The following is a 14,251-nucleotide window of genomic DNA, read 5'->3' on the forward strand; positions in this document are numbered from 1 at the left end:
TGACATTGTGTCATAAATATGACACAATGTCAATTATAGGAGAGTGATTTAATTTTATGCCGACAAAAACATTTCTAAATTTAAGTTCAGACAAACAACACAAACTATATGATGCGATGTATCATGAGTTTTCAGATCATGTGTTAGCAGAAAGTAAAGTCTCAAATATCGTTACCGCAGCTCAAATTTCAAGAGGGTCTTTTTATACTTACTTTGACGACCTTGAGGATGCCTATCGATGGGTCTTAAATGATGTCGTCTTAGACATTCATAAAGATATTGACAGACAAGATATTTTGTCGACAACAGAAGACTTTATTTTAAAAGCTAAAGCGAGTCAACATTTTAATTTTTTGAATCATTATTATGTTGTGAATGAGTCTTTGTTACAAAAAAAGAGTGGTAAATCGACATCACGCGATTTTAGTTTACCTGATAGTCATTCGACGAATCAAGATATATCACAATGGCTTTTAGTACAATCCGTACATCAACTGATTAGGGAATTTTTTTTGGACCCTGATAAACAAGCATGTATCATTTCAACACTTCATACTTTGGACACTTGGCGAAGGGAAGTATAGACGATGTATTTAGCATTAAATGAAATGCGTAAAGAAAAAATAAGATATGGTTTAATCATTGCTGTTATGACTTTAATCAGTTATCTGATTTTTATTTTAAGTGCGTTAGCTATGGGACTTGCTCATGAAAATACGGCTGCTGTGAATAATTGGCAGTTGACTCAAGTTGCGATGAGCAAAGATGCTAATGGCAATTTAAGTCAATCTTTGTTGACAAATGATGATATGAATAAAATTCAGTTAACTGGTGATCAGACAGCGATTGGTGTCGTGCCAATGATCGTAAAAGCACATCAGGTACGCGTTTCATCTATGTTCGTTGGTATACAAAAAAATGATCTGATATATCACCGTGTTCAACTAACACAAGGGCATTTACCAAAAAACAGGTATGATGTGCTCATATCGTCAAAAATGACTCAGAAGGGTTTGAAAATTGGCGATCACATTAAACTTGGTATGCTCACCCATGATGTTAAAATCGTCGGCTATGTTAAGAATGCCGTGTATAATATGTCACCTGTGATATATGGTAATTTAAATAACTGGCGAGATATTAAAGGTGTGAGCAATCAATTTTATGCTAGCGGTATTATAACTAGTGAGTCAAAAAAAATCATTTCAAATGATCTTAAGCATTACAATAAAACACAATTGTTCAATAAAATGCCTGGATATACGGCTCAAAATACCACATTCATATTTATGATAGGATTTTTATTAGTCATTTCAGCTGTTATTGTGGCCATATTTCTGTATATTCTAACGATTCAAAAAATACCTAATTTTGCCGTTTTACGAGCTCAAGGTGTTCCAGGGCGTTATCTTGTAGTAAATACAGTCAGCGAAACCTTGATCATTATGTGTGTTTCTGTAGTCATTAGTAGTCTATTATGTGCGGTGACTGCGTGGTTTATACCAGAAACAGTTCCGATGTTCTTTGATATTAAATTGCTAGTATTATCATCTTTGGGATTGATACTGACAGGTATTCTTGGCGCAATCGTACCGGTGAGATTGATTACAAAAATTGATCCAATATCAGTTATAGGAGGGTGATTATAATGGGTAGTCTTAGATTAATTGATGTTATAAAGTCGTTTGGTTCAGGGGATAGCCAAGTGACAGCCTTAGATCATGTTAATTTTACTGCAAATTCAAAAGAATTAACTCTAATTGTTGGTCCTTCTGGATCTGGTAAAAGTACGCTACTTACAATTTTAGGCGGATTACAAGCGGTTACAAGCGGACAAGTCCTTTTAAATAATCGTAATCTGAACACATTTTCCAAAAAACAGGCGGACGATTTTAGATTAGATCATATTGGTTTTATATTACAAGCATATAGTTTAGTTCCATATCTCACAGTAAAAAAGCAATTTGAATTAGTCAAACGTATTAAGCCAGAAAATAATTTACCACCAGAAATATTTTCACAGTATTTAGAACGACTGGGCATTTCAAATTTACAAGCAAAATACCCAGACCAGCTTTCAGGTGGTCAAACGCAAAGAGTGGCTATCGCACGAGCATTATATACTAATCCTGATTATATCTTAGCCGACGAACCGACGTCTGCCTTAGATAGCCAACGTGTAGACGAAGTAGCAAAACTATTTAAAAGTATAGCGACGCGTGATGACAAAGCTGTGGTTATTGTGACACATGATTTGCGAATGCGATCATATGCAGATAAAGTTTATGAAATAATTGATGGTAAGATAACAAATATATAATGAATAACGTGATTTAGGAAAGTAACACATAGTAAATATGTATTATTAAATCAAACCATTTTCATCAATTTTACTAAACTGCACCCCTTGAATTGGAGAAAATCTAATTCAAGGGGTTTTATCTATATCTATATCAAGTAGTATGAGACGTTAGCTTTCGTCTGTAAAAAAATTCGTAATATTTACGACGTATTACTCAGACAGTCATCATTTTGTAGTAAAATAAATGAATGCTAACAAACAAGAATCTCATACAGGACAAGGAGAAGTAATATGGTCACCATTCAACAAATTGCAAAAGAAACGGGGTTATCTTCCAGTACTGTTTCACGAATATTGAATAATGACCAAACATTGTCTGTTCGAGATACAACACGTCAATTGGTTTTTGAAGTTGCATCTAAGCATCACTACACAAAAAAAGTTAAAAAAAATATTACAATCGGTGTCATTACGACTTTTTCAGAAATGAGAGAGAATCATGATGCTTATTGGCGTCAAATTTATTTAGGTATTCAAAGTGAGGCGCGTCAACACAATATTACAATTGATGAAATCATGCGACTAGACAAAAAAACACGACTATCGCAGTTCAGACAATTTGATGCGTTAATTGCATTAGGGGAATTATCATCAACTGCCGTTCAAGAAATAAAAGAGGCAAATCAGCGATTAGTTTTGGTTGATGCTAAAAAGCATTATCCAAATGTTGATGCAGTGGATCCCGAACTAACCAACATGACGGTTAGAATATTAGATGAATTATATCAATCTGGGCGACGCCATATTGGTTTTATTGGAGGTATCAATGATTTAATCGAGATGGATGGGAGTACTTTCACAAGCGAAAAAGACTTGCGTTATGTCGCCTATAAACAATGGGTAGCGCAACATCAGTTAAACGAATATGTCTATGAAGGCAACTGGCAAGCAGAGACAGGAAATTTAGGGGCAAAATATTTACTCGCCGAACAACCACAAATTGACGCACTTTTGATGGCGTCAGATCCGATTGCCATTGGGGCTTTAAATACGATTAAAACAAAAGGGCTAGAGCCAGGAAAAGATATAGATGTTGTAAGTTTTGATGATTTAGATTTAGTAAAATATTTAGTACCAGCGTTGACTAGTGTTGATTTAAAAGCAACTGAAATTGGTAAAACAGCTTTGAATCGTGCCTTGGAACTTGTCACAGAAACTGAGAACTGGGCAGTCTGGACTACGATTCCTAGTGTTTTGGAGTATCGAGAAACATTTAGAAAGTTTACTTAATGAAAGCGTTTACATTTACTAAATTATATGGTACTATTACTTTATAATATGATGTGTTCAAATCATATTTTCTTGGCGTTGGGGCGAATATATATGGTATAGGACGAACTGATATGGATAAAAATAACTTAGTTATCGCATTTGTTAAAAAAATTATCAAAGCAACAGATTATACTGACGATGACGGGATTTATTTAATCAACCAAGCAATGGGTATACTAGGAGAATCAACTGATACGTATTTTATAAGTGAGCGGCCAGTTGATGAGTTGTCAACGCTTCAACTATTGGATCAACTGATTCAAATTGCAGTAAGTCGTGGCACATTAGCGCGTCGTCACATGAATGAGGATATGGCTGGGGCGCAATTAATGAATTTTTTTGTACCACGACCTTCAAAAGTACGTCAAGTTTTTTGGTTTAACTATCAAAAGTCGCCACGTCATGCGACAGATTATTTTTTTGACTTATCAAAACGGAGTAATTACATCAAAACGCGTGAGATTAGTCAGAATATTTCTTATCCAGTTGTGACAAACTATGGCACACTTCAAATTACAATAAACTTATCTAAACCAGAGAAAGACCCAAAACTTATCGCTCAAGCGATAACACATCGCACGAATCAAGAAGTCCAGTATCCTGTATCACCACTAGCTAAAGAGAACGAAGGTTATTGGGGACGTTTAGATTACGCTTCACGAATAAATCACCGCGTTATTCCACTAAGTTTAGGTGATGAAACATGGTATTTTCAATATTCCCCTTATGCCTATTTCAATGAACACGCCATTGTATTATCAGAAACCATACGACCGATGCATGTGGATGTCCAAAATTTGGCAAGGCTGTTGGAATTCGTTACAAAATTTCCTGATTACTTTATTGGTTCAAATGCTGATCTACCTATTGTTGGTGGTTCTATTTTATCACATGACCATTTTCAAGCTGGTCGTTACGACTTGCCTATGGCTCAAGCAGTCATCAAGCAACCAGTTCATTTCGTCAACACGCAACTGTCTGAGGCAGGCTTTTTAAATTGGCCAATGACCGCGTTACGTTTAATTGATTCAGACTGTGACAAACTTCTGACAGTGGCAACGAGGGTAATGACGACTTGGCAGAATTATGATGACGTCGATTTATCCATTAAAGCATATGACAAAGCGGGTCAACGTCATCATACAGTAACACCCATTGTGCGCTTTAGACACCAAAAGTATGAAATAGATCTAGTACTTCGCGACAACAACGTTTCGGAAGAATTCCCAGATGGTATCTTTCATCCCCACCCAGACGTACAACATATTAAAAAAGAAAACATTGGGTTGATTGAAGTGATGGGGTTAGCTATTTTACCACCGCGTTTAAAAAAGGAACTTGCTGATGTTGAGGCCTATCTACTTGGGCGTATTAAATCTGTTGACCCAAAACACCAATTATGGGCTGATCAATTACGTCAACAATATACGATTACAAGTGCCAATGTTACCAATATTGTTCAACAAAGTGTTGGGCATATTTTCGAACGTGTACTTGAGGATGCTGGTGTTTTTAAAAATGATACCGGAGGAAAGGCTGGTTTACAGCGATTTATTCAAAAACTCGAATAAGACAGTAAAAACTAAGGGATGTCGTTCTCAATGGTTTTTAGCACAAGAAAGGTAGTCAAATGACAGATGCTTATCAAGCACTCGAAAAGGTTTTCGAGTCAAAATTTATGCACAAACCTACGGATCGGTTTTTCTCACCGGGCCGTATAAACTTAATAGGCGAACATACAGATTATAATGGTGGTCATGTTTTCCCAGCAGCAATAACAATTGGTACCTATGGGGTTGCTCGTTTACGGGATGATACAACTGTCAAATTATATTCAACCAACTTCTCGGATACTGATATTATTTCGTTTAGTATTGAAAATGAGGAAAAACTAGCACGTGGCTCTTGGGGGAATTACGTTAAGGGCGTTTTGCAAGCCATGCGTGGTTATGGAAACCATTTTACAAAAGGTTTTGAACTTGCCGTTACTGGGAACATCCCAAATGCTTCTGGTTTGTCTTCTTCCTCGTCGTTGGAATTATTGGTTGGTGTGACGCTGCAAAAATTATATAACTTAAAAATCCCACGTCTACAATTGGTTGCAAGCGGACAACGTTCAGAAAACGATTTTGTCGGTGTCAATACGGGCATCATGGATCAATTTGCTATAGGATTTGGTGAAAAAAATCACGCGATTTACCTCGACACTAATACGATGATTTATGAAATGGTACCAGTTAATTTAGGACAAAATGTGATTGTTATTATGAACACAAACAAACGCAGAGAGCTTGCGGATTCTAAATATAATGATCGTGTAAGAGAGACACAGGAAGCTGTATTTGATTTACAGAAAAAATTAAAAATTCAGTATCTCGGTGAACTGGATAGTCACACTTTCGAGGAAAATCAACAGTTAGTTCATAATGATACAATTAGACGTCGCGCGCGTCATGCTGTAACAGAAAATGAAAGAGCGCAGTTAGCTGTTAAGGCTTTAAAAGCCAATGATTTGAGTTATTTTGGTCAACTTTTAAATGCATCACATGAGTCTTTGAAAAATGATTATGAAGTGACTGGCATAGAACTAGATACATTAGCAGAGACTGCTCAAAAAGTGCCAGGTGTTCTAGGTGCACGTATGACTGGCGCAGGATTTGGAGGCTGTGCAATTGCGTTAGTAGATCGTAATCATGTTGCAGATTTAAAAACAATCGTTGGCCGCGCATATAGGGAGAAGATTGGTTATGATGCTTCTTTTTATGTCGCTGAAATTGGACAGGGTGCACACTGGGTAGGTTAATTTTTTACATCTAAAATGTAAGCGCTTACTATTTTAATAGAAAGAAAGTGGTGATGTAGCATGGGAAACAGTAACTGGAAACAACGCATGAGTTATGCGTTAGGCGCATTTGGACATGATACATATTATGTCGCATTGAGTACTTATTTTATTATTTTCGTAACGAGTTCGATGTTTGATGGTGTTAAAAATGCCAGCCGACTAATTGGATTAGTCACATCATTAGTTGTGGGAATTAGATTAATTGAAATTTTCTTTGATCCTATTATTGGTAGTATTATCGATAATACGCGGACAAAGTATGGTAAATTCAAACCTTGGTTGGTTATTGGTGGTTTAGTTTCAGCAGTCATGATTGTGATCATGTTTACTAATTTTGGTGGGCTAGCTGAACATAATGAAATGTTGTTTATTATCGTATTTACCGTTGCATTTATTATTTTGGATTCGTTTTATTCTTTTAAAGATATTGCTTATTGGTCAATGATTCCTGCCTTATCTAACGATTCAGCAGAGCGTGGTAAATTAGGAACTGTTGCCCGTATCGGTTCTTCATTAGGTGCCAATGGTACGACAATGATCGTCGTACCATTAACAACGTTCTTCACCTATCTTGTAACTGGTAATCAAAAACAAGGCGCTTCCGGTTGGTTTTGGTTTGCTGTGATTGTTGGTGTTGTTTCAGGCGGAACAGCGCTGATTACTGCTTGGGGAACCAAAGAAAGCGAATCAATTATTCGTCAAAAAAGTCCAAAAGTGAAAACTTCAGATGTTTTTAAAGCCATTACAAAAAATGATCAGTTGATGTGGTTGGCGCTTTCTTATATCGCGTATGCCATTGCTTACGTCGTTACGACCGCTGTTTTGTATTTGTACTATAAATTTATTTTGGGACAGCCCCAAGACTTTTGGCTTGTTGGTTTAATTGCCACGATAACTGGCTTAACAGCAGTGCCGCTATTCCCAGTATTAGTAAAGAAAATAACACGTCGATTCGTGTATATTGGGAGCATAGGTATTCAAATTGCTGGTTATGTTTTGTTCATGTTCGGAGGTCACAGTGCTATTATAGTTACTATAGCAACGATTCTATTTTATTTGCCATATCAATTAGTTTTCTTATCAGCATTAATGACGATTACCGATGCTGTCGAATATGGCCAATTAAAGAATGGCGTTCGTAATGAAGCGGTCACGTTGTCTATTCGACCACTGTTAGATAAAATTGCTGGCGCACTTTCAAATGGTTTGGTTGGTTTAATTGCTGTTGTTGCCGGTATGAGTGGCAGCGCTACAGCAAAGGATATCACAACAAAGGGTATTACCACATTCAATCTCTTTGCATTTGTTGTCCCAGGCATTCTCATGTTATTAGCAGCCTTAATATTTGCAAGTAAAGTTAAATTGACTGAAAAAATGCATGCAGATATTGTGACAAAGCTTAAAATTAAACTCGAGTCAGAGAAGTAAGGTGAGGGGTAATGATGGTACAAACCTTATCAGAAACGTTGAAACGCCGTGACTGGGAACAGTTGGGCGTGACAAATATAAATCGACTAGCGATGCACGCGCCCTTAAACTACTGGTCTGCAGCAGAAAATCCGACTTATGGTCACTATAGCGATGCACAAATCAAATTAAATGGAGAATGGCAATTCAGTGCATTTAAGCGGCCGGAGGATGTACCGGAAAGTTGGCTGAGTGCATCAATAAAAAATAGTAACAGGATCACAGTGCCGGGAAATTGGCAGTTACAAGGCCAATATGATGTGCCAATTTACACAAATGTGTCCTATCCATTTCCAGTTAATCCACCTTTTGTGCCGAAACAAAATCCGACAGGTGCATATAGTCGTTACTTTGACGTGTCAGATGACTGGCTAAACGATGATGGTGCAATTCATTTAACATTTGAGGCGGTGTCCTCAGCTTATTATGTTTGGGTAAATGGGCGCTTTATAGGTTACTCCGAAGACAGTCGCTTACCATCTGAGTTTGATATTAGTCAGGCCGTTGTTGCCGGTGAAAATAAATTAAACGTCATGGTGTTACGTTGGAGTAAGGGTAGTTATTTAGAAGATCAAGATATGTGGCGCTTGTCTGGTATATTCAGGGATGTCGTGCTGGCACATGTGCCTAGTGTTCGCCTATTAGACTATCATGTCACACCAATGGTCGATGATGATTATGATACGGCAATTGTCAAAGTTGAAACAACAAGTACAGTAGGTTCCCGGGTTAAAGCAGATTTGTTTTGGGGAAATGACATGATTACTTCTCAGACGGGTACGCCTGGACAGGTGATGGTTGATGAACGTGGTGCCGATGAACAAGCACTGACAATTGACTTGGCGGTTAAACAGCCGTATTTATGGTCAGATGAAGTACCTAATTTATATGAATTAGTTTTGACAGTTTATGACGACCATCAAAATATCATGCACATTGAACATGCACAGGTTGGTATTCGTCGTGTCGCTATTGAAAACGGTTTGCTAAAACTCAATGGCCAACCGTTACTGATTCGTGGTGTCAATAAGCATGAATTTCATCCCGAAAAAGGCTATGCAATTGACGAAGCCACTATGCGGCAAGATATCATGTTGTTAAAACAAAATAATTTTAACGCCGTACGTTTATCACATTATCCCAACCACCAACGTTGGTACGAACTAGCAAATGAATACGGTATTTTGTTGGTAGATGAGGCCAATATTGAAACACATGGTATGACACCCATGAATCACTTAACTGATGATGTGCGTTATTTGCCTCAAATGACAGAGCGTGTAACACGTATGGTGAAACGTGATCGAAATTTTCCAGCTATCATTATTTGGTCATTGGGTAATGAGTCAGGATATGGCGGTAACCATGACGCGTTATACCAATGGCTTAAAAGTAACGACCCCAGCCGCCCTGTTCAATATGAAGGTGGCGGTGCTGATACAGCGGTCACTGATATCATTGCGCCCATGTATGCGCGCGTTGATGAAGATCAAATTTTCGACATTAATCCAAAATGGTCAATTAAACGTTGGATCGGTAATCCTGGTGAGACGCGTCCACTGATTTTGTGCGAGTATGCTCATGATATGGGTAATAGTTTGGGTGGCTTTGATAAGTATTGGCAGGCTTTCCGACAGTTTGATCGGCTACAAGGTGGCTTTATTTGGGATTGGGTTGATCAAGGGTTATCTAAAGACGGTGACTACGCTTATGGTGGTGATTTTAATGATAGCCCTAATGACCGCCAATTTTGCCTAGACGGCCTCTTATTCCCAGATCGCACACCAAAGCCTGCTATGTATGAGGTTGCTTATCAACAACAGTATTTGCAATTCAAGATTCAAGAGGCAACATTAACGGTTAGAAGTGAGTACAATTTTAAATATGTCGATGACCAAGAGTTACATTATACGTTGGTTAATAATGATCAGATTCTTGTGGAAAAAACCATTAATCTAACTATTGCACCTTTAAATACGCAAGTTATACCGTTGACATTACCAAATATAGAATCATTAACGGGAGCCGTTTATCTTAATGTAACAACAACACAGTCTCAGGATAGCGGTATATTTAAAGCTGGTGATTCACGAGAACATCACCAATTTGTTTTAAAACAAGAAACTAATATGCCACAGCGGTTAGAACACATAATTGACTCGCCAAAAGTATCACAAACAGCGCAAACAGTCACAATTACAGCTGGACTGACTGACTGGCAGTTTAATCTAAAAACAGGGCTATTGAGTCATTGGACAGTAGCTGGAAATGACAAAATTTTATCACCATTACGCGATAATTTCACGCGTGCACCGATTGATAATGACATTGGTGTTAGTGAAGTTGAAAATCCAGATCCTAATGCTTGGCAGGCACGCTGGTCAGAAAATGGCTGGTTTGACTTACAGGAAAAATTGATGGCCTTCCATATTGCCAGATCGGAATCATTTATCGAAATCACGACCCAGCACGATTTTTTTGCTCGCGACAATGATGTCATATCATCTGTCAAACATTATCGATTTACTCAGCCGGGAGATATGCACATTAGTATTGATATCACACGTCGTACAAATAGCTTGCCACCAGCACGGATAGGTTTGCAAGTGATGGTTCCAACGTTTGAAAATGTTACTTATCATGGTCGTGGTCCGTTTGAAAATTATCCCGATCGTAAAAGTGCCGCTATGTTAGGTTCTTGGCATTTAGCGGTACAAGATTTTTATACGCCGTACATTTTTCCTAGTGAGAATGGCTTGCGTACAGATGTCACTGACATCATTTTGAATCATCAAAAAATTACGGTAAGTCAAGCACCTATATCGTTTCAAGTCAGTCGTTTTAGTCAAAATGAATTAATGCAAAAAAAGCATCGGCAAGAATTGACAGCCGATCAAGGTATTTGGATCAATTTAGATGGCTTTCATATGGGCGTTGGCGGAGATGATTCGTGGTCTCCAAGTGTCGCAGAAGCATATTTGTTAAATAACAGTCAGTATCATTATGAACTGACTTGGAAGGAATTAGACAATGATTAAAGTAACAGATTTTGGTAAACATAACGATCAGGTGGTGCAACGTTATACGCTGGAAAATGTGCATGGCACACGATTAAGCGTATTAAACTTCGCGGGCATTATTCAGGAATTTTCTGTGTATGAAAATGATGAACGTGTCAATTTGGTGTTATCGAGCGATGATTTTGCTTCGTTAACCGCAGACTATAATATTAACCGTATCATTGGCCGAACGGCTGGCCGTATTGCTGATGGCCGTTGGACTCAAAACGGTCGTAACATTGTTGTACCAACAAACGAAAATGGACACGCTTTACATGGCGGACCACAGGGACTCGGTGAACAGTTTTTTGATGTCAGTGTTAATCAAGAAGCCAACACAATAACGTTGAAAAGAAAACAGTTATCTGAACTAGACGGTTTTCCAGGGGATATTGATATTCGGGTAACTTATCAATTGACAGATGATAATCGTGTTATTTTGAAATTTACTGGCACACAGTTAGAAACAGCGGGTGTTTTTAATCCCACCGTTCATAGTTATTTTAATTTAGCTAATCCAGGGGTTGATGACCTATTGACGCATGAGCTATGGCTTAATAGTCAAAAGCATGTTGCTATAAATGATGATAAAATACCTACCGGTGAATTAATTGACAACGCTAATACTTTATTTGATTTTAAAAAAGAAACAAATTTGGGTGTTGTTTTGCCTAAACTGCGATCCAAAATTAAGGAAGGTGGCTTAGATGATGCCTTCCTTGTTGAACCATCGTTAGTGAATCCGGTGGCAGTGTTAACAGAAAATAATTCTGGCAGACGTCTTTCAGTATATTCGGATCGCAACGCAGTTGTTGCTTTTACTGCCAACCAACTGAACAATGATGTCATCAAAAATACTAATCGTGGTGAGGGGCATCCTTGGATAGCAGTTGCCCTTGAAGCACAGACCTTACCAAATAGTGAAAATATACCAACCTTTGGGGATGTTAAGTTGGCAGTCAACGAAACGGCAGAAGCGACAATTATTTACGCTTATGACACCTTTAAGTAAGCAGGATTAAAAGAAATGATGTTGTTACAAAAAAAGCCTGTCAAAAGACAGGCTTTTTGAATCTACTATCGTTAGCGTTTAGAACTTTTGAGCAAATGCTACAAATTGTTGTGCTGCACTAGCTAAAAATGCTTTTGTATCATCATTTGTAATTTGGCCGTTTTCATCAGCCAACGTTGATGTATTACCGATATAAAGCTCGGGTTGTTGCAATGTTGGCATATCTAGGAATACCAATGATTGGCGCAATACATGGTGTGCTAAGACGCCAGCAGTACCACCAATTGATTGTGAAGCAACCAAGGCAGGCTTGCCAGCCCAAACATTTTGTCCCCATGGACGTGAAGCAATATCTAAAGCATTTTTCAAAGCAGCTGGTATGCTACGATTATGCTCAGGTGTTACAAAAATAAATGCATCTTGCGCCGCTACTTGGGTTCGGAAGCTTGTATATGCTTCGGGTGAGTTTTCATCCAAATCCTGGTTATATAGTGGCAAACCACTAATATTCAGGTAAGTGACTTCTGCATCAGCTGGAAGACCAGCTACTAATGCGTCAGCGACGCCTTTTGAATAAGAATTCTTTCGAATCGAACCAACAACAATACCATATTTACTCATTTACTTTATCCTCTTTCTAGTTACTAAAAGTAAGTATAAACCTAACTGTTTATTTTTTCAACCTTTTTTTGTGATTCAATTATATTTTTGTATGAATATGCTGTGTCACTAAATAGGATGCTTTTAGTGACAGCGTATCACTTGACCTAGCGTATAGGTCATGTAGTAAAATAAGTATAGCTAGTAGAAAAGAGGTGAATAATATGGCATGTTAAAACTTGTGAGAGATAATCGTAAGGTTGTCTAAGTATATGCAATTTCAAGTGACAGTATTGCGTCATGAAGCAGTCGGGTAAATCGTCATACAACAAAATTAACTGACTAAAAAATTGTCATTAAAAACAATTAAATAATGAATGATCTAATTAACTTAGAAAAGAGATAGGTATTTAACATGGAAAATTTCAGTTTTAAAAATACAACAGATATTCGTTTTGGAGCGGGTCGTATAGATGACGAACTGCGTAACGTGGTTTCACAGTTTGGTAAAAATGTCTTGTTGACATATGGCGGTGGCTCAATCAAAAAATCTGGTTTATATGATCGGGTTATTAAGGCTTTGGATGGCTTGAATGTTGTCGAATTAACTGGCATTGCACCTAATCCAAAAATTGAATCAGTCCGTAAAGGCCAGCAATTAGTTAAATCACAAAATATTGACGTTGTTTTGGCTGTAGGTGGGGGTTCTGTTATTGATGCAGCTAAGGTCATTGCTTCGTCAAAATTCTATGCTTCCGATCCGTGGGAATTAGTTGTAGAGCCAAGTAAGCGCTTGACGATTGACCAATTACCAATTGTTGATATCTTAACTTTGTCAGCAACAGGTACAGAAATGAACAAAGGGTCTGTTATTTCTAATCCAGAAACGAATCAAAAGCTAGGCACATACGGACCAAACACGCCTGCCGTTTCATTTTTAGATCCCACGTTAACCTACTCAGTTTCAAAGTGGCAAACGGCGGCCGGTTCAATTGATATTTTCAGCCACTTAGCAGAACAGTATTTTGATCAGTCAAAAAATAATGACGTCAAAATCGGTTTGATTGAGGGGCTCATGCGGACGGTGATTAAGTGGGCGCCTATAGCATTACAGACACCAGATAGTTATGATGCCCGCGCTAATCTGATGTGGGCATCTACACTGGCATTAAATGGATTAGCACATACTGGTAATATAAATGGTTGGACAGTTCATCCAATTGAACATGAGTTATCAGCATATTATGATATTACGCACGGTGTTGGATTAGGTATCTTAACACCACATTGGATGACTTTTGCATTGACTGCTGAGACGCAAACACAATTTGCTAATTTTGGGCGCCAGGTTTGGCAACTGAGCGGTGATGACCAAACCGTTGCCACTCAGGCTATTAGTGCTACAGCTGAGTGGATAGCCTCACTAGGTGTGCCAACAACATTACCTGGTGTTGATATTAATAGTACGGAGCACTTCGAAGCTATGGCTAATAGTGCAGTGATTGTTGGACAATTAGACAAGGGTTACGTGCCACTCACTGCAACAGACGTTATTGCTCTATATGAGGCATCAATGGCATAAATTTATTGAAGCAGTTATATTCAAAAAAAGAAGCGCGTTTGTTACATCGGAA

11 protein-coding genes are annotated in these 14,251 nt (G+C 38.0%); 10 read left to right on the plus strand and 1 reads right to left on the minus strand.

Annotated elements, in window-relative coordinates:
* The first annotated feature begins 56 nt into the window (after positions 1-56).
* The 9 genes from JOD28_RS01850 (at position 57) to JOD28_RS01890 (ending at position 12,017) form a co-directional block, all read left to right on the plus strand.
* A complete protein-coding gene (locus JOD28_RS01850; protein ID WP_204769216.1) occupies positions 57-584 on the plus strand; it encodes a TetR/AcrR family transcriptional regulator in 528 nt (175 codons plus the stop codon).
* 3 nt (positions 585-587) lie between these two features.
* Entirely contained in the window at positions 588-1,643 is a 1,056-nt protein-coding gene (locus tag JOD28_RS01855; protein ID WP_204769217.1) for an ABC transporter permease, read from the plus strand.
* Positions 1,644-1,648: 5 nt separating this feature from the next.
* Positions 1,649-2,320, plus strand: a complete 672-nt coding sequence (locus JOD28_RS01860; protein WP_204769218.1) for an ABC transporter ATP-binding protein — start codon at positions 1,649-1,651, stop codon at positions 2,318-2,320.
* Between the two features lie 273 nt (positions 2,321-2,593).
* The gene (locus tag JOD28_RS01865) at positions 2,594-3,592 is read left to right on the plus strand and encodes a LacI family DNA-binding transcriptional regulator (protein ID WP_204769219.1); all 999 of its coding nucleotides are present in this window, start codon (positions 2,594-2,596) and stop codon (positions 3,590-3,592) included.
* A gap of 113 nt (positions 3,593-3,705) precedes the next feature.
* Entirely contained in the window at positions 3,706-5,205 is a 1,500-nt protein-coding gene (locus tag JOD28_RS01870; protein WP_204769220.1) for a UDP-glucose--hexose-1-phosphate uridylyltransferase, read from the plus strand.
* A 59-nt stretch (positions 5,206-5,264) separates the two neighbouring features.
* Entirely contained in the window at positions 5,265-6,437 is a 1,173-nt protein-coding gene (locus tag JOD28_RS01875; RefSeq protein ID WP_204769221.1) for a galactokinase, read from the plus strand.
* A gap of 60 nt (positions 6,438-6,497) precedes the next feature.
* Positions 6,498-7,907: a glycoside-pentoside-hexuronide (GPH):cation symporter gene (locus tag JOD28_RS01880; protein WP_204769222.1), complete on the plus strand. Its 1,410-nt coding sequence runs from the start codon at positions 6,498-6,500 to the stop codon at positions 7,905-7,907.
* 14 nt (positions 7,908-7,921) lie between these two features.
* The gene (locus tag JOD28_RS01885) at positions 7,922-10,984 is read left to right on the plus strand and encodes a beta-galactosidase (RefSeq protein ID WP_204769294.1); all 3,063 of its coding nucleotides are present in this window, start codon (positions 7,922-7,924) and stop codon (positions 10,982-10,984) included.
* Positions 10,977-12,017 carry an aldose epimerase family protein gene (locus JOD28_RS01890; RefSeq protein WP_204769223.1) on the plus strand — a complete coding sequence of 347 codons (1,041 nt, stop codon included), beginning with the start codon at positions 10,977-10,979 and terminating at the stop codon, positions 12,015-12,017. The genes JOD28_RS01885 and JOD28_RS01890 overlap by 8 nt, the downstream gene beginning before the upstream one ends.
* 78 nt (positions 12,018-12,095) lie before the next feature.
* On the opposite strand, the gene JOD28_RS01895 is transcribed toward JOD28_RS01890, so the two are convergent.
* Positions 12,096-12,638 (minus strand): NADPH-dependent FMN reductase, encoded by a 543-nt coding sequence (locus JOD28_RS01895; protein WP_204769224.1) that lies wholly within the window; start codon positions 12,636-12,638, stop codon positions 12,096-12,098.
* Positions 12,639-13,032: 394 nt separating this feature from the next.
* Here JOD28_RS01895 and JOD28_RS01900 point away from each other — a divergent pair, with 394 nt between their 5' ends.
* A complete protein-coding gene (locus tag JOD28_RS01900; RefSeq protein ID WP_204769225.1) occupies positions 13,033-14,199 on the plus strand; it encodes an iron-containing alcohol dehydrogenase in 1,167 nt (388 codons plus the stop codon).
* The last annotated feature ends 52 nt before the right edge of the window (positions 14,200-14,251 follow it).

The organism is Leuconostoc rapi, from assembly GCF_016908715.1.
Classification (GTDB): domain Bacteria; phylum Bacillota; class Bacilli; order Lactobacillales; family Lactobacillaceae; genus Leuconostoc; species Leuconostoc rapi.